We start from the raw sequence: 20,549 nt of genomic DNA on the forward strand, positions 1-20,549 counted from the left end.
GCGATGGATGCCATCGAACGCCTGATCCGGCCGCACAGCGTCGCAATCATCGGTGCATCGGCGGACCCGACCAAGACGGCGGGGCGACCGGTCTCTTATCTCCAGAAGCACGGCTTTGCGGGCGAGATCTATCCCGTCAATCCGAAGGTCGCGGAAATCGGCGGTCTGGCCTGCTACGCCGACGTCGCTTCGCTGCCTGATGTGCCTGATGTCGGCATCGTCCTGCTCGGTGCCGAGCGTGCGCATATCGCGGTGCGCGAATTGTCGGAGCGGGGCGCGGCCGCGGCAATCGTTCTTGCCAGCGGCTTCACCGAAACCGGGGCAGAAGGCGCCGAACGCCAGAAGCAGCTCATGGAAGCCGCCGGATCCATGCGCCTGCTCGGGCCGAACACGATCGGCCTGGTGAATCTCACCGACAATATCGTGCTTTCGGCATCCGGCGCGCTGGCGATGGATCACTTCCCGACCGGCGCGATCGGGCTGGTCTCGCAAAGCGGGGGCATTCTCGGGGCCTTGTTGTCGCGCGCCGCCGCGCGCGGGGTGGGGCTGTCGAAGCTGGTGTCGACCAGCAACGAAGCCGATCTCGAGCTCGCTGATTTCATCGACTTTCTTGCCGACGACAGCGCGACCAGGGTCATTGCGCTCTATATCGAGGCGATCCGCAATCCGGCTCGCTTTCGCCAGGCGGTCCTCAAGGCGCGACGCGCCGGCAAACCCGTCGTCGCCTTCAAGATCGGGCGATCGGAGGCGGGTGCACAGGCGGCCGTCTCGCACACCGGGGCGCTTGCGGGCTCCGACCGCATGTACGACGCCTTGTTCGGGCAGCTCGGCGTGATCCGCGCCAAGACGTTCGATGACCTGCTCGACATTCCCGCGGCCCTTGCGGCGGGACGGAAGCTGTCCGGCAGGCGTGTGGCGATCCTGACCTCGACCGGCGGCGCCGGCACAATCGTGTCCGACAGTCTCGGCGTCGCCGGCTTTGCGACACCCGCTCCCGACACTGAGACGGCCGCGCAATTGCGCGCCTTGCAGTCGGGATCGCACGCCACGCTCGATCGTAATCCGATCGACGTGACGCTGGCCGGTCTGCAGCCGGATCTGCTTCGCGCCGCAATCCGCATCCTGCTCGCAAGTCCCTCCTACGATGCGCTCACCATCATTGTCGGCTCGTCAGCCGTGGGATCGCCGACTCTGATGGCCGATGCCATCCACGACTGCCTGCCGATGAGTGACAAGCCCGTCATTGCCTATGTGAGTCCCTACGCGCCCGACGTGGTCTCCGTCCTCACTCGGCGAGGCGTCCCGGCCTATACGTCCGCCGAGAGCTGCGCCGCTGCGCTCGATGGGCTCTTGCAGGCCGGACTGCCGGAACAGGTCCAGACATCCGGCTCGATCGAGACGACGGCCGATATCAGCGACTTCCCGGCGGGATCGCTGGACGAGGCACAGGCCAAGGCCCTGTTCGCCCGTTTCGGCGTTCCGATCGTGGCGGAGAAGGTGGTCGCAACATCAGGCGAAGCGGAACAGGCGGCGCGCGACCTCGGTGGCCGGGTCGTGCTGAAGATTCTCTCGCGCGAGATTGCGCACAAAAGCGATGTCGGCGGCGTCGCGGTCAACCTGACTGCCGAGACGATTGGCGGCCGCCTGAGCGTGATGGCGGAGGAGGTCGCGGCCAGGACCGGGAAGCGAGCCGAACGGTTCCTGGTTCAGCAGATGATCTCGGGCGGCGTTGAAATCATTCTCGGGATGCATCGCGATCCCCTGGGCACCGCGATCCTTCTCGGAATGGGCGGCGTCACCGCCGAACTGCTCAAGGACACGACGATGCGTCTGCTTCCACCTGAAGGCGGCCTCGGTCTGACCGAGGCCCGCGCGATGGCGCGCGATCTCGTCACATGGCCGTTGCTGGACGGTTTTCGGGGACGGCCGAAATGCGATGTCGAAGCGCTTGCAGGAACGATCGTCGCTTTCTCGCGCATGGTTGCGCAACTCGGCGACCGCCTCGCCGAAGCCGAAATCAACCCGGTGTTTGTGCTGCCGGCGAGCCAGGGCGTGAAGGCGGCCGACGGATTGGTTGTTCTCAATGTCTGAACGAAATCGGATGGAGCTCCAGATGGCCATTGGCGAAATCATCAATCACGACGGCGTTCGCGGGAAGGGCTTCGCCGCGCGGCGATGGCTGAACCTCGCCCTCCTCGCCTATGCCGCCTCGCCGGTGGTCGCGGGACTGGGAGTGGCGCCGGCGCGCGCCGAATATCCCGAAAAGATCATCAAGATCGTGGTGCCCTTCGCGGCCGGTGGCGGGACCGACATCATCGCGCGAACGACAGCGCAGGACATCCAAACGGACCTCGGCAAATCCGTCATCATCGAGAACAAGCCGGGCGCCGGTACCATCATCGGAACCCAGACTGTGGCCACGAGCGAGCCCGACGGCTATTCGCTGTTGATGGCGACCTTCGCACACGCGGTCAACCCGAGCCTGTACAACAAGCTGCCGTTCGATCCGCACAAGGATTTCGCGGCGGTCTCGCTGATCGCGCGATCCTTCAATATCGTTGTCGTCAACCCCACATCCAAGATCAACTCGATCGCCGATTTGATCGCCGAGGCGAAGGCCAATCCGGGCAAGCTCAATTTCGGTACGTTCGGCACCGGCACTTCGGCTCATCTCGCTGGCGAGCTGTTCAATGCGATGGCGAAGGTCAAGATGACGGCGGTGCCCTACAAGGGCGCGGCGCCTGCGATCAGCGATCTCCTGGGTGGGCAGATCGACGTGATGTTTACCACCGTGGCAAGCGCGGCCTCGCTGGTGGCGGCGGGCCAGCTCCGGGCGCTGGCGGTCACCTCCGCCGAGCGTTCGACCGCGTTTCCGCAGTTGCCGACCGTCGCGGAGGCGGGGGTGCCCGGCTACGCCGCCGAGTCGTGGTACGGATTGTACGCTCCGGCCAAGACAACCGGTCCCGTGATTGCACGCTTGAATCAGGCGGTCGCAAAGGCCGTTCAGTCCGGTGGCTTCAAGCAACTCGAGGCGAACGAAGGCCTCATCATGGTTGGGGGCTCTCCGGAAGGGCTCGATCGCTATGTCGGGCAGGAAGAGGACCGCTGGCGCAAGCTGGTCAAGGACGCGAACATCGAGGTGCAATAAGTAGCCGGTTGATGAGCTGAATCAGTGTGCTCTCCAACTCTTCAGGAGAGCTGATGGTGATGCCTTCCTTGTAATACGGCTCGACCGGATGGCCGATGCCTATCGCCGCAAGTCTGATGTCGCCGGCCTGCTCGATCTCGACGGTGACGCGACGCAAATGGTGGTTCAGATAGCCGTCGCCATTCGCTTGCAATGTGGAATCGTCGACCGGCGCACCGTCGGACAGCACGATCAGATGTTTCCGCCTTTCTTCGCGCCGGCGTAAACGCCACGCGGCCCATTCGATGGCCTCGCCGTCGATATTCTCCTTGACGAGGTCTGGCCGCAGCATCGCGGCGCAGTGTCGCGCGCTCAACGTCTCGCCGGCGCCGCAATAGATGATGTGCAGCAGGTCGTTCAATCGCCCGGGATGGGGGCGGCTGGCGGTCGCTCAGCCATTTTTTCCGGCTCCGGCCGCCCTTCCAGCGCGCGGTCATGAAACCGAATCGGCTTTCGGCGGATCGGGCGCACGCTCGTCGCTGTGCGCCCGCAAGGGAACCGGCTGGTCGGTTCTCGACCCGTCGTCAGAGCGGGTCGCGGATCAACGGCGGGGTGGAGCAATGGATGCCGCCGCCGCCGAGTGCGACCTTGTCGTAAGCGACGACGCGGGTGGTCACGCCGGCCTTGGCGAATTTCTCCATGGTCCGCGGCGAAATTCCTTCCGGCACGATCACGTGCCCGGGACGAACCGCAAGGCAATTGATCACCCAATTCTGGTCGTCGGGGCAGACCTCGATCTGGCGGATCTTCAATTCCTTGAGCTTTTCGAGGAACCAGAACGGCAGCAGCGTCGGGTTCACGAACGCGGTGTCGCGATCGATCATCACGAACATGCCGTCGATGTGCAGACGGTATCCGGTGAGGTGAACGCGCAGCAGCTCGAGGCCCTGGGTGCGCAGCACGTCCTCGAGCTGGCGCGCGCCTTCTTCGTCGACCCGGCTCGACAGCCCGACAACGGCCAACTTGGGCGTGATGAAGGCAAAGCTGCCGCCTTCCATCAGGCCGACGTCGGAAATCGTCCGTAGGATCGGCATTCCGAGATTGGCCAGCGTCCGGGTCACCGGCAGCTCCTCGCCGCGGCGGATCGGCGGGCCGAGGCGTGTGACGATGGCGCCGCCGCCCACGGCGATGACACTGTCATGGGTATAGACGCTCTTCATCTTTCCTGGTGCGGCGCGCGCATCCAAACGTCGCGCTCCTCGTCGGTCGTCAGGATCACCGGCATCGCCCTGGATGGATCGGCTCGACCACCGCGTTGGGCGATGTCGTGAGAAACCCGTAGACCTGATGCGGCCCCGGCACCGGCTTCGACTTCGTGCCGCGATCACCGCTGAACGTCGTCCAGATGCCAGCGAAGGCAAACAGCAGACGCTGCTCATTCAGTACGAACCAGACCACATCCTTTTACGCTGATGCCGCAAGCCCAAGTCTTATGGCGATTGGCATACGCTTCGGCTATTAGCCGCTCCGACCGTGGTCTCGGTTGCCTTAGTGCGTTGACATAAATCAATGGTCGTTGGGCGATCCTGCCGCTTGCTACAACCCCACCGACGACCATTTGGATCGACTACCCGCACGCGAGCGGTCGGCGGAGCGGGACGGCTCCGACGCTCGCCCCCTAAACCCCGCGTCGGAGCCGTCTCGTCTTTGTGTGAGATTACCAATGCTGCAGATCACAGGAGATCGAAATGGAGCAGATTTTGATAAACCTTGTTGCAGGAGCGCTTGGCGGCGTTGGCGCAGGCAAGTCATCGCCGACATTTGATCTTGGGACCGCTGGTAACGTCATTTCTGGTCTGGTCGGAGGCGGGGTTCTCGGGCAGGTTGTGGCGTTGTTACTGCCATCGGTCGTAGCCGCAGCCCAGTCGGGTAATCTGACTGTCGGCGGCGTTATCTCGCAAGTAGTTGCCGGTGGCGCTGGCGGAGCCATACTCACTGCGCTCATTGGTGCAATCAAGAACAAAGCTGCTGCCTGACGGTCGGTGTCCCGGATGGCGAAAGGGGATTGCGGTGGTGGCGGATGCCCCAGCGCATCATGCTCAATTTGCGCCCCATGTCGGTTTTGCGCACCGCCGGAGCCGGATAATCAGGAAACACGCCGGGCATCTGCCGGCAAAATCCCAAAGTGCCCTCGACCAGACCGTGCTAAGAAACACTTGCAATCTGCAGGAGACACCCCATGGGCTATTCTGTCGTAGATCTTGGTCCGATGCAGCCACAAGGAATAAGCAATCGAGGCGACGTCATCCTGACGGGCTCCGGGTTGAACCCGTTAACTCAAGTTACAGGGATGCGAAAATGTTTCGCGCACCTTCGAAGAATGCCGATGGTTCCATTTAGTGGAACGAAGACACTGTGCGTCAGACCGATTGCCATCGTCAGCGCTGATACCTGCAACCCGCCGAGTTAGCGAAACTCTTGAGGCGCGACTTTCAACACTCAGAATGTCCGTTCCGGGTCAATCGCGTCACTACGGCCGCGGCCGCTGGACTTTCCCTGTGGTTTGGTCCGAAGAGACAGGCCAGCACTTTCAAGCGAACAAGAAGTCGTTCGCCGTCAGTAAATTGGTGAAGTTTGCAAGCGCAACTTGATCAGCTCCAGCGATGATGATCGTGCTGGTCCCACTTCGGGTTATGACAAGGTCTTCAAACGACTGCACGCCCGCCACGTCTATGAAAGCGATCTTATCATCTTGGCATTGGCTGAAGTCGCCGATGACGTTCTGCGTTCCGACCGTCGTTGCACTATCGTCTTTGAATACGAACGTGTCGCTACCGCCAAGAGCATTGCCGCGCAGTTGGCCATCACCCCACATCTCATTGCTGACCGTGCAACCGGGCGCCGCGGTTCCAGCGTAGAGGACATCGCTGCCTCCCTTGGCACGACCCGAAAGTTGCTCCGCGTCGCCCCATAAGAAGTTATCGACCCGGCCGCTACCAACCGCCTCGCCGCCGACAATGAGATCATTGCCTCCTTGGGTCGCACCGCCCATGGCCTGAGCGTCCCCATAGAGCTTATTTACAACATCAGTCAGCGACCTGTCACCGCCGCTTAGACTGTCATTACCTCCGATAGCAGCGTCGAACATCGTAACAGCGTCGCCGACGGCGAAGTTCTTGCTCCCCTGCAACGTCGCAAGGTCATCGCCGCCTCGCGCGTGGCCAAACAATGCGGCGCCGGCATCGCCGTAAAAAGTCACCTCGGAGCCGCCGTCGTTTGTGAAGGTGTCGTTGCCGCCCTTGGCAAAGCCGGAGATGTCGCCGCCCGCATCGCCATAAAAGGTCTTTGACGTTACCGCCCCGCCCGAGCCCGTAAAACTGTCGTCGCCTCCCTGAGCTTGGCCCGAAACGTTGCCTCCGGCATCGCCGTAGAAGACCTGCGTCGCGAACAAGGCGCCGTTGAAGGTGTCGTTGCCGCCTTTGCTTTGGCCGGACATGTCGCCGCCAGCATCCCCGTAGAAATAGTTGCTAGAGTCGGTCCTGGCTGTGAATGTGTCATTGCCGCCCTGGGCGTGAGCGGACATGTCGCTTCCGGTGTCACCAAAAAAGATGTTGTCAGCCTGTCGGGAGCCCTGGAAGCTATCATTGCCGCCCTTACTGTGATCCGACATTTCCCCGCCCGCGTCGCCGTAAAAGGTGTGGGTAGCTCCCTGTACGGTCTGGGTTATGAAAGTGTCGTCGCCGCCCTGAGCATGCCCCGACATGGCGCCGCCGGCGTCTCCGAAGAACGTATTCGTCTGCTGTCTGCCAAATCCAGTCGCGAAGGTATCGTTGCCTCCCTTACTGTGATCCGACATTTCCCCGCCCGCGTCGCCGTAAGCAGTGACACCGGACGATGTAAGGCCGTTGAAAGTGTCATCACCACCCCGACCATAATCGAAGATACTGCCGACCACGTCGCCATAGAAGGTGTAGCTGGACAGTCCAATTTCATCGAAGGTGTCGTTTCCTCCCTTGGAAAGGCCGACCATGCTGCCGCCGGCATCACCGTATAGGGTTGATGCGCTAGGGCTGCCTATCAGGTTGTCGTCAGCCCCGAATTGACGATGGTAAAGGTCGCCCGAAGTAAGCGGCACAGGCTGCCTTCGCATCGCGAACCCTCCTCAATTGCGGCATCACAATCTTAGGATGTTTCGCCGGACGCTGCGCGAGCTATAAAGAGGTATATCTTTAGACAGATCGCACGAGTCTGGAGAGCCTGCGATTGGCTAATTGCATTGATGCACACAGAATCTGACTTAGTGCACGGGCGGTTTATCTGGTTCCTCGCGAAATCAACGATCTCTGAGGCGTGCCCTGTCTACCAGGGCCTCAACAGTCGGTAGCATTCGCATTACAATAGCTTTATTTCCAGCTTGCTTGCTGAAGCAATGAGGAACGTCATCGGCGAAGGCCAGTTGGCCTTTGCGGCTGACTTTCAGCGACGGGCATCAGTTGCGTTAGCGCGTCACAAGCCAGAAAGAAGCTTTAAACCGAATCTTGAGCTGAACGCTGCTCTACTCCTTCGAGCATGCGGAATACCTCAAGAAGCGTTCACCCCAACCTTCGGAATTGCTCGGGTCGTCGGCTGGCTGGCCCACGCAATGGAGCAAAGGCAAACGGGTCGAATGATCCGGCCTGCGTCGCGATACGTTGGTCCGCCACTTCCTATTGAATAACGCCGCGGGTCCGAACGTCAGCAACGGTCCATCTTTGAAGCTTTCCGCGGAGATTATCCTGGCTGATGTCCGCTTCTACCCCCGTATAGCGCGCCTTAGCGCTCGTTCCGCATATACTGACTGTTCTCTGACACTAAAAGCACTGACGGATCGGAGCTGGGCAGACCCTTGTGGTCGAACGAAGCTTTCGGCAGAGACACAGCGCAAATACTCGCGACCAGAGCCATTGAGGACAAAGCCCCTATCACAATCCATAGTTCCCTCTGCATGTCAGCGTTCCGAAGCAGAGTATCGATGGCAAGGCAAACGCGAGCCTTGACGAGTCGTTCCTATCTAAGGCGTGTACGGCGACTGTTGGGATTTAAGCAGGAATTCTCTGCTCAACCAGAATATTGCCGGTCGTGACCCAAAGCCGACAATCAGCCCTTCGGCACCCCAGCCTTGCGCATGCCCTCGCAAATCCGCTCGCGCCCGCCAAGGTAATCTAGATTATCGCTCAATCGTGTTGCAAGGACACGCCGGATGGTAAAGTTCGGATCGAGCGCAAGCCCTGCCTTCACCGCGGCGCGACCTTCATCAAGACAGTCGAGCAAACCAAGGGCAGCGGCTAGGCCAAAATGGCCAAATGCAAAATTGCGGTTCGCCTCAATGCTTCGTCGTAGCCAAACGGCGGCCTCGCCATCGATGCCGAGCTGTATTTTGGCTACCCCGACAAGGGCCATCCACGCGGCGGCGCCACTGTCACGCGGAGAGAGACGAAGGGCATCAAGTATATGGCCTTCGGTCTCGGCAGGCCGACCCAGGTAGTATTTTGCCAAGCCCATGGAACTATGAGCGAAGGCTTCATTGCGATTGAGGCGCAATGCCTGTTCGCACTCGGCGATCCCTTGGACCGCACGGTTGGTATAAATATAGACGCTACCCAGGATCATGTGAGCCGATGAATGGTCGGGCGCTATCGACAATGCTTCGATAGCCTTCGCTTCAGCAGCCGAAAAGCACGCTATACGGTCGTCTGCCAGCAGGCTGGAAGCCATTCGAAAATCGCTCACTGCCACACCGAGCAATGCTCCGACACTTCGGGGTTCGATAGCCAATGCACGCTCGAAAAAGCCGCGCGCCTCAATCAACTGCTTGGCGGTGGTTGCCTCGTGCAAGCATGCTATGCCCTGAAAGGTCAGGTCCATTGCGTCGGGATGCGCCGACCTCTCTGCCAACCGCGCTTCTACCGCTATCAGCTTGGCTGTCAGTGCGTGTGCGAGCCGCGATACGATCTCGTCCTGCAGGTCGAACAGGTCAGCCACAGGTCTGTCAAAGCGGTCGGCCCACAAATGCGCACCGGTTTGGGCATCGATGAGCTGCGCGTGGACGCGAACTCGGTGGTTGCGGCGTTGCACGGAACCTTCAAGAACGTACCGGACGTTCAACTCGCGGCCGATCTGCTTCAAATCGACCGGCTTGGCCTTGTAGGTGAATGCAGTATGTCGGCCGATAACGAATGAGCCACTGATGCGTGACAGGTCGGCCGTCAGGGTTTCCGTTACGCCATCTACGAAGTAATCTTGCTCCGGATCGCCGCTGAGGTTGGCAAACGGTAATACAACAATGGAAAGACGAGGCCGCGGAAGCGAGCTTGGTGTCGTTTCGCCTGCGTCCACAGTCGAGCCGGTCGACGCAGTCGCGAGTTTCTGCCCTTCGGACACTGTGCCAACGAAACGGAAACCCTTGCGCGGCAATGTTTTGATTAAGCGCTGCCTTTCACCGTTGTCACCAATTGCGGTTCGCGCGGCATTTAGGCGGGTCGTCAACGCGGCATCTGAGACGATGCGTCCATTCCAAACAACCCCGATGATATCATCCTTGCTGACAACTCGCTCCCTCTGTCGGATCAAATAGTCGAGCAGATCGAATACCTGCGGCGTTGTCGGTACCACATCAGCACCGCGCCGTAGCTCTCGGCGGTCGTTGTCGAGAACGAAATGATCGAAATAATAACGCACACCATCGTTCCTTGCGCGCCGCACCGTAGGCGTTTGAAACAATTGCAGCGACAAAATAGGCCCCTATTGGTGACGAAGGAAGCCCCTCTTAGGTCCGGAGCGGTCGCTGGATATTTCCGCTTTTGGCCCTAAGCTGATCTCGTAGCGTTGCTTGCCGACCGTCAGCTTTTGCCCCCTAGGAGGACGCCGCGGGCGCCATTCACTTATGTCGCCTTTGACCCATCTCGACCATCCTCCGGCGAATGTCGCCTGGGCAACAGGCGAACTCGACCAGGGCCGTTCACTTTCCGACCTTCTAAAGGCTATCACGCTCGACGTTGCCCTACACTCGGGGGCGACAATCGTGGAAGCTTCGGAGGTCACCAAGGGGCACGATATCTGTTCGGCCGAGCCCTGGGTATTCGGTTGGACGATGCCCCCGACACCGCTAAGTTTTGTCCCATGGGATTCCATCCAACCGATAAGGCGATGCGTGGGATTGCGGACGCGATTAACCAGGCACTTCACTGAAATCTAGCTACGCGTGCGCGGAGGTATGATTGCCATTATCGCACGATACGAACGGATGAGCGTGAGCGCGCCATAATCTCGCCCAAACGCCGCGATGTTATAACATAACATCGACGCTAAAGCCTGAAATCACAGGTTTTGTTGGATTGCGGGGCGGGGCAGAGTGCTTGATATCGGTTTTGGTCACGGACCTTCGCGCGCTAAATCTCGAAACTCGAAGCAATCTGCACGGCCAGCTAATCTCGCTCGGCATAACCCGCCGCTGAATATCGAACTCGGGCCTAATAGATTTTTTCATCAGCGAGAATCACTCAGATGGCTGACCGCGCTGACCATCTTGCTCGGGAGCGCTGCCGTTCTGATTTTTGGTGCCGGGGAGGCCATCGTCGGCGTTCGCCTTGCCGATGTGCCGGTACTTCAACGAACCATTGAGCCGACGGATCATGTTCTGTCTGACCCGGCCCAGAATCCGGACGAGGTCATCAACATGCGTGTCGAGCAAATTGACGGCTCCAGTATCGGAACCCGACTTTTCACGCATGTGATCGTGCCCCTCGAAGGGACGCTTAGCCATGCGCAAGCAGCCGAGAGTGGGGACGAAAACACGCGCGAGTCTCAGCCCGTGCCGTCAAGTTTGCCTGTTTCGCTATTGCCTCAAGAAATTATGTTCGGAGCATCGAAGCCGGAGCCATTACCGTCTCACATGCGAGCCTTTGCGCCGGTAGCTGACGACATCGAAATATCGTCCGATCCATCGCTTGGCGAAGCGGTCAATCTAACTGTAGTTCCCAAAACAACTGTGCCCAAGTCCCAGACGCGTCGTATAATCGTGGCTCGTGGAGGGGATACGCTCGATCGCATCTTTGATGTCCTTGGAGTTGGCGCTGAGGACCACCGCGCACTCGCCGCGTTGCTTACGATACGGTCACGCTTTCGTCGCACGGCTTTCGCTGGTGGAGAAAGGATCACCGTCGTTTTCGGTGAAGACCGCGCGTCGTCGCGGCCTTTACGCGTTGGCGTCAAGCGCGAAGGACGGCCTGAACTTGCTGCGGCGCTAAACGATGACGGCCGCTACGTTCCTGTTACGCCTCATGCTGAGGATCGCCGTCCTCCGCGTGTTGAAGGCGAAGTAAATGTCGCATGGGATCTGCGTCGCCCTTCAAACATGCTCCTGCGGAATAGCCTTTTTGGAATGGTTGGATCAGCTTTGATTGGGCTACCCATGGTAGAGGAGCTAATCGAGATCTGTGCTCACGATTTTAATCTGGTGGCGCAGACGGCGGCCGATGACAGTGTCGAGATTCTCTACAGTTCCGATAGCACCGGCCACCCTGAATTGGTTTTCGCCGCGCTCAAGGCGCAGGGCCACACTCGTCTTTATTATCGTTTCAGGACCCTGGATGATGACAGCGTCGATTATTATGACGAAAATGGCCGTTCGCTGATCCGTTCGTTTTTACGGAAGCCGGTTGCAGCTGCTCGGCTGGGAGATGGCTTCGGCTGGCGCGTTCATCCCATCCTGGGCGAGCGACGCTTCCATGATGGCGTCGATTATGCCGCTCCGCTTGGGTCTCCTATTGTATCGGCTGGTGCCGGCATCGTGGAGAAGATCGATCAGCAATGGGGCTACGGGAAGTATATCCGCATTCGTCATGATTTCGGATACGAGACGACTTACGCCCATATCTCCAGCACGGCAGAGAACCTTCACGTCGGTGATCGCGTGCGTCAGGGGCAGACGATTGCCTACGTCGGATCGACCGGTCTTTCGACTGGTCCGCATCTCTACTACGAACTGCGCGTTAACAAACGCGATGTCGATCCACTGCGTTCTCAGCCGAGCTCTGGACGCGTGTTGGTTGGTACAGTCCTCAGCGAATTCCAGAAGGAGCGCGATCGCATCGACCTGCTTCGGAAAGCGTCGGTAGCTAAAGATTAGAGCGCGCGGACGGAATTCGCTGGCCGGCGTGACGCTGTCGCCGTCGGCGGCGGCGATCCGGGCCGAAATGAAGGGGGCGCTGGCGCGCTTTGCCGAAGCGCCCTTGCCGGATTTGCCGCCGCCATCGCCGGAAGAGGCAAAGTTGGGCTTCTTTCTGCCCGACGCCTTCACCAATCCCGAGCATCTGCATTACGCGCCGAAAACGACCGCCGCCGCGATGTTTTGCTACATCACCTTCACGCTACTCGACTGGCCGGGAATCCATACCGCCCTGATCACCTGTCACATCGTTTCGCTGGGCACGACGGGAGAGACGGTCGAGAAGCTGACGCTGCGCATCTTGCTTTCGCTGAGCCTCTACGATTCGATCTGGGCGCTGATCATATTTCACACGGCGTTTCAGACCGGCTTTGCGATGCTGTTTCTGCGCAATGTCGTCGCTGCGTTGCCGAACGAGCTTTTCGAGGCGGCGAGACTCGAAGGGGCTGGCGAGCTCGCGATCATCTGGCGGATCATCGGCCCCGCCGTACCACGGATCGACAGACCATCGTCGCGCAAGATGGTTGACTTATCTACTATATAGTAGATAAGTCCACTAAAGTCCGCGCCAGCGGGCAACCATGGATGCGCCGCCGTGTCGATTCAATCCGTCCCCATTCGCCTTCCGTCGGTGCAGAGAAGGGTTTGGCCCGGCCGTGGTGCCGCGTCATTCGCAGTGGCGAGTGTGCTGGCGGCGCTGACGCTCTATCCGATCGGCACGCTGCTCTATGGCAGCCTCAGCAGCGCGCCGCCGGGACAGGCCGGCACGCTCGATTTTTCGGGTTACCTCGCGCTTTTCCACGCTCATACGTTGTCTATCTTAGCGGTCACCATCGGGATGTCGCTGCTTAAGACCGTGCTCAGCCTGATCCCGGCGACAGTCCTCGCGTGGCTGATTTCGCGGACCGACGTTCCGGCACGCGGCATCCTGGAATTGCTGATCGGGCTTCCGTTCTTCATTCCCCCGATCCTGACCGCGATGGGCTGGGCGATGCTCGGAAATCCGACCGCCGGCTCGATCAACCAGGTGTGGCAGGCGCTGACGGGCGCTACGACACCGATCGTGAACGTGTACTCGTATGGCGGCGTCGTCTGGCACCTAATGCAGTTTACGGTGCCGTTCGCCTTCATCCTTCTGGTCGAGGCGTTCAGGTCGATGGATCCATCGCTCGAGGAAAGCAGCCGCACGTCCGGCGCGAGCGTGTTCAAGACCTTCCGCAAGATTACGCTGGCCCTGATGTTGCCGGCGCTTTCGAGCGTCGCCATCCTGTCCGTCATCGGCGGCATCGAAGCGTTCGAGTCGCCGCTCTTCTTCGGAAGCCCCGCCGGGATTCACGTCGTGACAACGGAGATCTACGACTCCATCAACAATCGCGCGACGCCGAACTATCCCTATGCGACTGCGCTGTCGTTTGCCGTCATCGCCCTGATGGCGCTTCTGGTCGCCTGGCAATGGCGCGCGCTTCGCGGCCGCAGCTTCCAGACGATCTCGGGAAAGGCGTTCGCGCCGCGGCCGATCGAGCTCCAGTCCTTGCGCTGGCTGGCATTCGCCTTCTGCGCCTTGAATGTGCTGGTCTTCACCGTACTCCCGGTGCTTCAGCTCGTCGTCAGCTCGTTCTCGCAGTACTACGGCTTCTACGGCTGGGACATGCTCACCACGAGCCATTATCACGATGTCCTGCATAACGATCTGTTCTGGCGTTCGACGATCAACACCGCGGTGCTTGGCGTGGTGGGCGCGACCCTGACCATGATCCTCGGCAGCATCGTCGCTTACATCGTCGCGCGCACCAAGCTTCCGCTGCGGCATTTCATCGACCTCATTGCCTGGCTGCCATGGATGATGCCCGGCATGGTGCTGGGGCTCGGCTTTCTGTGGGGGTTCGCCATCCTGCCTCACGCGATCGGAATCTACGGGTCGCTGTGGGCTCTCCTGCTCGCATACCTGTCGCTGGGTACGCCGCTCAGCGTGCGGACCATGAGCACCGCCTTTTCGCAGCTATCCCACGATCTCGAGGAATCATCGCGCGTTCACGGCGCGAGCTGGACACTGACCTTCAGGAAGATCGTCGTTGCGCTCACGATGCCGTCGTTTTCGGTCGGTTGGATCCTGACCTTCTTCATGATCTTTCGCGAGCTCAGCGCTTCGGTCCTGCTCTATTCCGTCGGCAACGAAGTTCTTCCCGTCACGGTGCTGCGTCTGTGGGAGGAGGGCAAGGCAGAGGATGTCAGTGCGATCGCCGTCTTGATGCTGGCGATCGTCGCCGTCTTTCGTGGATTTCACCTGATCATGGTGAAGCGATGGATCGCTTCGCGAACATAAGCCGGGGGTAAGGAACGTGATGAGCTGGGTAACAAGGCTGTCCGCAGCAATTCTCGCGGTTGCGATGTTGGCATCTGCGGCTGCGCAGACACCCGAATGGAATAAGGTCGTCGAGGCGGCGAAGGCTGAGGGGAAGGTCACGCTCTACAGCGGACATGTCGGCGTGCCCTACCATCCGGAAGTCGCCAAGATGTTCGAGGCAAAGTATGGCATCCACGTCGAGATACTCGACCTGCGCGCCAGCGACCTGGCGGAACGCATCCGCACCGAACAGGCAACCAAACGGATTGCCGCCGACGTGATCCTGAACGGGGCCGGCACGCTATGGCTGATGAAGAACCAGGGCGTGCTCGCGGCGTATGGCGGCCTGCCCGACCTTGGGCGACTGCGCGACGATGTCGAAAAGGATGACGCGCGTCTGCCGATCTACATTCAGGGCTACGGTATCGCCGTCAACACGCGGCTTGTTAAGGACAGCGAGCGCCCGAAGAGTTGGAAGGATCTCCTCGACCCGAAGTGGAAAGGCAAGATTCTCGCGGACGACGTGCGCTCGCTCGGCGGCGGATCGACGATGTTTGCGACCACCTACGCAAATTTCGGGCGTGAATTCCACGAAAAGCTCGCAACGCAGGAGCCGCAATTCAGCCGTACCGTTCGCGAGAACGCCCGCCGCGTGGCCCGAGGCGAATTCGCGATCTACATCCCGTTCTCGCTGCCCGATCTTCTTCTCAACAAGAACCTGCCGATCGCAGGCATTACGCCCGTAGAAGGCGACGTTTATGCGCAATTCGACCTTTCAACCGTCAAGGATGCTCCGCATCCCAACGCGGCGCGACTGCTCTTGAACTTCTTCCTGTCGGAAGAGGCGCAACTCGTCTACGTGCGGTCCGGGCGGGTTCCGACCGTCAAGGGCCTGGAAAGCAAGATACCTGCCGATGTCAAGGACATCGTCACCGCGAAGCTTATGGGAACGAGCGATCCCGCCAGGATCGATGCTGACCTGAAACTCGCCAACGACATCTACAAGTAAGTGTCGTCGATCGAACCCGCCGTTCATTTCGGAGATTGGGCTTGCCAAGTGTTCAGCTGAAAAACGTCGGTCGCAGCTTCGGGGGCGTGAATGCCGTGGGGGATGTGACGGCCGTCATCCCCAACGGGGCGTTCGTGACCCTGCTTGGTCCGTCCGGATGCGGAAAGACCACGACCTTGCGCATGATCGCAGGCCTGGAGTCCAATACCAGCGGCGTCATTTCCATCGGCGATCAGATCGTGAGCGACCCCTCGCGTTCGCTGTTCCTGCCGCCGGAGAAGCGCAATGCCGGCATGGTCTTTCAATCCTATGCGATCTGGCCGCACATGACGGTCTTCGACAACGTCGCCTATCCGCTGCGCCTGCGCCGTCTGACGCGAGAGGACGTAAGGGCCAAGGCGATGCGTGCGCTCGATCTCGTGCAGATGACCGCCTATGCGGAGCGTCCCGCGCCACTCCTCAGCGGCGGCCAACAACAACGGGTCGCGATTGCGCGCGCCATCGCGTTCGAGCCGTCCGTCCTTCTTCTTGACGAGCCGTTGTCCAATCTCGACGCCAAACTGCGCGACGAGATGCGTATCGAATTGCGGGCCTTGCAGCAGCGCCTCAACATCACGACCATCTTCGTCACTCACGACCAAGAAGAGGCCATGGCGCTGTCGGATCGGATCATCGTGATGCGGAGCGGCAGCATCCTCCAGGACGATACGCCGGAAAGCATCTACTTCCGGCCTTCCACGCTGAAAGTTGCGGAATTCTGCACGACATCGACGATCATACCCGCGACGGTCGTGGCGTCCAGGCCGGGGACGCGATCCCGTGTTCTCGAGGTTCGCGGCGACGATTGGTCCGGCAAGGTTCAATCGGCCAGCGATGTCGCGGAAGGCGCCGGCGTCTCGGTTATCGTGCGGGCCGAAAGCATTCGCGCCGACGCGGATCCGACTTCGGTATCGGGGGACCAGGATATCCGCTGGCGCGGCCGGGTCGAGAAAAACGTCTTCCGCGGATTTCGCCGCACTCTGATCGTTCGGGTCGGCAAAATCGCGTTCACGGTCGACGCGCCGCCGGAGAACGACATCCGCGTCGATCACGAAGTGACGTTGTCGGTCTCGTTGAAGGACACATGGTCGATCCCAGCCGCGGCAGCGGCGGTCTCCGCAGCGGAGACTGCGCTATGAAAACCCAGAGCCCATGGCGGCGGATTCCGAAGGATGGTCACACCCTTTCCACGCCGGATTTCCTGACGGCCAAGGTCAACGTCCTGGCGCGCATGTTGAAGCGGTTCTCGGCCAAGGCCTATCCGGAGGCGTTCGACATTCCAGTGACCGAATGGCGCATGCTGGCCGCGATCGTCGAGCAGCAGCCCTGCGCCGCCAGCGACCTCGCAATCGAGCTCGGCAGCGACAAAGCGCTGACCGGACGAGTGCTGAAGAAACTCGAGCAGCGCAAACTGATTTCGGTCACGGCGGACCCCGATGACAGGCGGGCCGTCGTGATCCGCACCACGGCCGCCGGCAGCGCACGCTATCGGCAGATCCTTCCATTCGCGCAGGCACGGCAGGCCAATCTGCTTCGCGTCTTGTCGGAGGACGAGCGGGACCAGCTCTGGAACACACTCGACCGCCTCATCGCGCACGTCTCGGCCCGCCTGGAAGAAAACGACGACATGGAGGCGCAGTCGTGAGCGGGCAGACGATGTACGAGAAGATCTGGCGATCGCACGAGATCGCCGATCTGGGCGACGGCTTTTCGCTTCTGCATGTCGATCGGCACATGCTGCACGATGGATCGGGGCCGGTTCTCGCGCGCCTCAGGGACAGCGGACGAAGCGTTTCCCAGCCGGACCTCTGCTTCGCAACGCTCGATCATGTGGTTTCGACGGCGCCTGGCCGGCCCGTGACATCCGACAACAGGCGCCGCACCATCGCCTCGTTACGGGAAGGCGTCGCGCAGGCGGGCATCAGGTTTTTCGACATCGGCCACGCGGGGCAAGGGATCGTGCATGTGATCGGCCCCGAGCTTGGCATCAGTCTTCCGGGATCGGTCGTCGTCTGCGCGGACAGTCACACCTGCACTCATGGCGGCGTAGGCGCCATGAGCTTCGGAATCGGCTCGACCGAAGCCGAGCATGTGCTGGCGACCCAAACGATCGTTCAGGCGAAACTCCGGACGATGCGGACCACGTTCGTCGGCGACCTGAGCGAGGGTATTACGGCCAAAGACCTCATTCTGGCCGCTGTCGGACAGCTTGGAGCCGCCGGAGGCAATGGCTATGCGGTCGAATATGCGGGCAACGCGATTGAGGCGCTCGACGTCGAAGCCCGGCTAACGCTGTGCAACCTGTCGATCGAGCTCGGCGCGAAGGTCGGTATGGTTGCGCCTGACGACAAGACGTTCGACTATCTGTCGGGGCGGCAATTTGCGCCGAAGGGCGAACTCTGGAGCAAGGCGCTTGCCGCCTGGCGCGAGCTCCCGTCAGACCCCGACGCGCGTTTCGACGCCGAAGTCACGGTCGATATTACGCGGCTGAAGCCGAAGATCACGTGGGGCACGAGCCCTGCGCAGGTCATGGATATCGACGGCATCGTCCCCGAACCGACGTCGCCGGCGCACCGGAATGCGGCGCAATACATGGACGTCATTCCCGGGCACTCGCTTGTCGGGCTGAACGTCGACTGGGTTTTCATCGGATCGTGTACCAATAGCCGCATCTCCGATCTGCGCATCGCCGCCGCTATCGTCAGGGGCCGCAAGGTCGCGAACCATGTTTCGGCCTGGATCGTGCCCGGCTCCGAGAACGTCAAGCAGCAGGCCGAAGCCGAGGGCCTTGATCGCATCTTCAAGGAGAGCGGATTCGAATGGCGCGAGCCAGGCTGCTCGTTGTGTCTTGCCGCGAATGGCGAAGCCGTTCCACCCGGCGCGCGCGCGGTCTCGACGTCGAACCGGAATTTCGTCGGTCGCCAGGGGCCGGGTGCACGAACCCATCTGGCCAGTCCTGCGATAGCCGCCGCGTCGGCCATTCGCGGCGTCATCAGTGACTTCCGTGACATGAAGGATTGATCGTGCAGCCGTTCACCCGCACCCAGGGCATCGCAGCGCCGCTGCTCCGCGACAATATCGATACCGACACGATCATCCGGGTGGAACGGCTGTTCAATGCGGTGCCGCGGGCCGACCTCGGGCAGTATTGCATGGAGAGCCTGCGTTATCTGCCGGACGGTTTACCCGATCCGGATTTTTTCCGGAACGACGCACGCTACCATGGCGCTTCGATCTTGCTGTGCGGCCGGAATTTCGGCTGCGGGAGCGCGCGTGAAGGCGCGGTCTGGGCTCTTGCCGGCATGGGCATTCGTTGCGTCATTGCCCCAAGTGTCGCCGACCTGTTTGCTGCAAACTGCTTTCAGAACGGAATTCTGGCGTTCACGCTGGACCAGACGCTGGTCGAAAGTCTGGCCGCCGCCGTCGCAACCGATCCTGCGAACCGGCAGCTTGTCGTCGATCTACAAGGGTGCCAGGTGGGTTTGGCCGATGGCGAGCCGGTCTCGTTTTCCGTCCCCGCCCGGCGGCGTGAGGCGCTGCTTGAAGGCTTTGATGAGATAGACCTGACCCTCAAAAATCAAGCAAAGATTGAGACCTACCGGCATCGAGATCGCGAATTGCGGCCTTGGATATATGCAACTGATGCGTAAGCAGCTAGGGACCGTTCACTCGTCATCCTAAGACTGGTGCATGAAGCAGTCGGAGGAGGAGATGGATGCAACAACTTTCGGCACACCGTCCAGAATAGTCTCCCGAAGATGCCTGGTGTGTGAGATCAGTGGAGCAAACCGAAATTCTTATTTGCTCTCAATACTGCAACGATATCATGGTCCTTGGCGCTGAACTGAACCCTGGTCTAGCGTCGGAGCCGCCGAGCGGTCTGCGCAGCTGCGTGAACTGCAGCCGGAGAGGCGAGGGACCGCACCAAAGACGACTTGACGCTGGTGACGTGGTCACGCATCAGCATCTCGGCGCGCCAGGGCTCGCGACTGACGATCGCCTCGAAGATGCGATGGTGATCCTCGTGGCGACGACGGACGTCCCCTTCTTCGAAGGCCACGATGTTCATTGTGGCCATGCTCTGCTGCGGGTGCGCCACCTGGCTTATTGCAGGCTAGATCCGGTCCCCTCGAGTTGAGAGAACCGGACGGTCAAAATCTCCTGCATCGTCATTCTGCCGTTGGCGAGCTTCTCCGCGAGAATGAGCTGCTGTGCATTGGGCAGGCCGGCCGGTATGACCATTTTCCCACCTGCTTTCAATTGATGGATCAGCGGAGGAGGAATGAGATCGGGAGCGGCCGTCACGATGACCTTGTCAAAGGGCGCGTGCTCTGACCAACCGTGATAGCCATTGGCAATCTTGAGTTCGACATTGCTGCAGCCCTGCTCGCGGAGCCGTTGTTTCGCCTTCTGGCCAAGCTCTTCGATGATTTCAACGGAGTATACCTTGCGGGCCAGCTGCGCGAGGATGGCGGCCTGATAGCCAAGACCGGTCCCGATTTCGAGGACACTGTCGTCGGCGTTGATGTCGAGCAAATCGGTCATCAAGGCGACGATAAATGGCTGCGAGATCGTCTTTCCGAAGCCGATTGGAAGTGGAATATTTTCATACGCATAGGACTGAAGTTCAATCGGCACAAATGCGTGCCGCGGCACCTTGCCCATGGCCGTCATGACGCGTTCATCTAAGGCGTCCTTGCCGATTATGTCGCGCAGCGCAGAGGCGCCGGCGGCGATGATCGCGAGCATGTCTTTACGCAAGGTCTCAATGTCTTCTGGTCGCATTGGCAACCCTCGCGGGCACCCAGACATGTTTGGCATACCG

General features: G+C 60.5%; 18 protein-coding genes and 1 pseudogene. 12 read left to right on the plus strand and 7 right to left on the minus strand.

Annotated features, from left to right (window positions below; all coding sequences use genetic code 11):
* The first annotated feature begins 3 nt into the window (after positions 1-3).
* Positions 4-2,091: an acetate--CoA ligase family protein gene (locus ABIA90_RS25830; protein WP_354119674.1), complete on the plus strand. Its 2,088-nt coding sequence runs from the start codon at positions 4-6 to the stop codon at positions 2,089-2,091.
* 22 nt (positions 2,092-2,113) lie between these two features.
* The gene (locus ABIA90_RS25835; RefSeq protein ID WP_354119673.1) at positions 2,114-3,148 is read left to right on the plus strand and encodes a tripartite tricarboxylate transporter substrate binding protein; all 1,035 of its coding nucleotides are present in this window, start codon (positions 2,114-2,116) and stop codon (positions 3,146-3,148) included.
* Here ABIA90_RS25835 and ABIA90_RS25840 read toward each other — a convergent pair.
* The 3 genes and pseudogenes from ABIA90_RS25840 to ABIA90_RS25850 all read right to left on the minus strand — a co-directional run.
* Positions 3,120-3,548 (minus strand): cobaltochelatase CobT-related protein, encoded by a 429-nt coding sequence (locus ABIA90_RS25840; RefSeq protein ID WP_354119672.1) that lies wholly within the window; start codon positions 3,546-3,548, stop codon positions 3,120-3,122. The genes ABIA90_RS25835 and ABIA90_RS25840 overlap by 29 nt on opposite strands.
* Before the next feature lie 163 nt (positions 3,549-3,711).
* Positions 3,712-4,347 carry a dimethylarginine dimethylaminohydrolase family protein gene (locus tag ABIA90_RS25845; protein ID WP_354119671.1) on the minus strand — a complete coding sequence of 212 codons (636 nt, stop codon included), beginning with the start codon at positions 4,345-4,347 and terminating at the stop codon, positions 3,712-3,714.
* A 2-nt stretch (positions 4,348-4,349) separates the two neighbouring features.
* Positions 4,350-4,591, minus strand: a pseudogene (locus ABIA90_RS25850) (SOS response-associated peptidase family protein); the annotation flags it as partial.
* Between the two features lie 284 nt (positions 4,592-4,875).
* Here ABIA90_RS25850 and ABIA90_RS25855 point away from each other — a divergent pair.
* A complete protein-coding gene (locus tag ABIA90_RS25855) occupies positions 4,876-5,163 on the plus strand; it encodes a hypothetical protein (protein WP_354119670.1) in 288 nt (95 codons plus the stop codon).
* Positions 5,164-5,717: 554 nt separating this feature from the next.
* Here the strand turns inward: ABIA90_RS25855 and ABIA90_RS25860 are convergent.
* Positions 5,718-7,157 carry an autotransporter outer membrane beta-barrel domain-containing protein gene (locus tag ABIA90_RS25860; protein WP_354119669.1) on the minus strand — a complete coding sequence of 480 codons (1,440 nt, stop codon included), beginning with the start codon at positions 7,155-7,157 and terminating at the stop codon, positions 5,718-5,720.
* A gap of 399 nt (positions 7,158-7,556) precedes the next feature.
* Here ABIA90_RS25860 and ABIA90_RS25865 point away from each other — a divergent pair, with 399 nt between their 5' ends.
* Complete coding sequence (locus ABIA90_RS25865; protein ID WP_354119668.1) at positions 7,557-7,844, plus strand: citrate/2-methylcitrate synthase; 288 nt, start codon at positions 7,557-7,559, stop codon at positions 7,842-7,844.
* Between the two features lie 419 nt (positions 7,845-8,263).
* On the opposite strand, the gene ABIA90_RS25870 is transcribed toward ABIA90_RS25865, so the two are convergent.
* Positions 8,264-9,844 (minus strand): winged helix-turn-helix domain-containing tetratricopeptide repeat protein, encoded by a 1,581-nt coding sequence (locus ABIA90_RS25870; RefSeq protein WP_354119942.1) that lies wholly within the window; start codon positions 9,842-9,844, stop codon positions 8,264-8,266.
* A 673-nt stretch (positions 9,845-10,517) separates the two neighbouring features.
* On the opposite strand from ABIA90_RS25870, the gene ABIA90_RS25875 reads away from it, so the two are divergent.
* From ABIA90_RS25875 to leuD, 8 genes are read left to right on the plus strand one after another with little or no spacing between them, the layout of a single operon-like run.
* Positions 10,518-12,293 carry a peptidoglycan DD-metalloendopeptidase family protein gene (locus ABIA90_RS25875; protein ID WP_354119667.1) on the plus strand — a complete coding sequence of 592 codons (1,776 nt, stop codon included), beginning with the start codon at positions 10,518-10,520 and terminating at the stop codon, positions 12,291-12,293.
* A 28-nt stretch (positions 12,294-12,321) separates the two neighbouring features.
* Entirely contained in the window at positions 12,322-12,876 is a 555-nt protein-coding gene (locus tag ABIA90_RS25880) for an ABC transporter permease subunit (RefSeq protein WP_354119666.1), read from the plus strand.
* Positions 12,877-12,927: 51 nt separating this feature from the next.
* Positions 12,928-14,655: an ABC transporter permease gene (locus ABIA90_RS25885; RefSeq protein ID WP_354119665.1), complete on the plus strand. Its 1,728-nt coding sequence runs from the start codon at positions 12,928-12,930 to the stop codon at positions 14,653-14,655.
* 19 nt (positions 14,656-14,674) lie between these two features.
* Complete coding sequence (locus ABIA90_RS25890) at positions 14,675-15,685, plus strand: ABC transporter substrate-binding protein (RefSeq protein WP_354119664.1); 1,011 nt, start codon at positions 14,675-14,677, stop codon at positions 15,683-15,685.
* Between the two features lie 41 nt (positions 15,686-15,726).
* Positions 15,727-16,863 (plus strand): ABC transporter ATP-binding protein, encoded by a 1,137-nt coding sequence (locus ABIA90_RS25895; RefSeq protein WP_354119663.1) that lies wholly within the window; start codon positions 15,727-15,729, stop codon positions 16,861-16,863.
* Complete coding sequence (locus tag ABIA90_RS25900) at positions 16,860-17,369, plus strand: MarR family winged helix-turn-helix transcriptional regulator (RefSeq protein WP_354119662.1); 510 nt, start codon at positions 16,860-16,862, stop codon at positions 17,367-17,369. Before ABIA90_RS25895 ends, ABIA90_RS25900 begins: the two co-directional genes overlap by 4 nt.
* Complete coding sequence (gene leuC, locus ABIA90_RS25905; protein ID WP_502916648.1) at positions 17,366-18,745, plus strand: 3-isopropylmalate dehydratase large subunit; 1,380 nt, start codon at positions 17,366-17,368, stop codon at positions 18,743-18,745. Before ABIA90_RS25900 ends, leuC begins: the two co-directional genes overlap by 4 nt.
* Before the next feature lie 2 nt (positions 18,746-18,747).
* Positions 18,748-19,374, plus strand: a complete 627-nt coding sequence (leuD, locus tag ABIA90_RS25910; protein ID WP_354119661.1) for a 3-isopropylmalate dehydratase small subunit — start codon at positions 18,748-18,750, stop codon at positions 19,372-19,374.
* Between the two features lie 206 nt (positions 19,375-19,580).
* Here the strand turns inward: leuD and ABIA90_RS25915 are convergent, their stop codons facing one another.
* Positions 19,581-19,793 (minus strand): FCD domain-containing protein, encoded by a 213-nt coding sequence (locus ABIA90_RS25915; RefSeq protein WP_354119660.1) that lies wholly within the window; start codon positions 19,791-19,793, stop codon positions 19,581-19,583.
* 35 nt (positions 19,794-19,828) lie between these two features.
* Positions 19,829-20,509: a protein-L-isoaspartate(D-aspartate) O-methyltransferase gene (locus tag ABIA90_RS25920; RefSeq protein WP_354119659.1), complete on the minus strand. Its 681-nt coding sequence runs from the start codon at positions 20,507-20,509 to the stop codon at positions 19,829-19,831.
* Between the last annotated feature and the right edge of the window lie 40 nt (positions 20,510-20,549).

Source organism: Bradyrhizobium sp. LA6.8, assembly GCF_040547935.1.
Lineage (GTDB): Bacteria > Pseudomonadota > Alphaproteobacteria > Rhizobiales > Xanthobacteraceae > Bradyrhizobium > Bradyrhizobium barranii.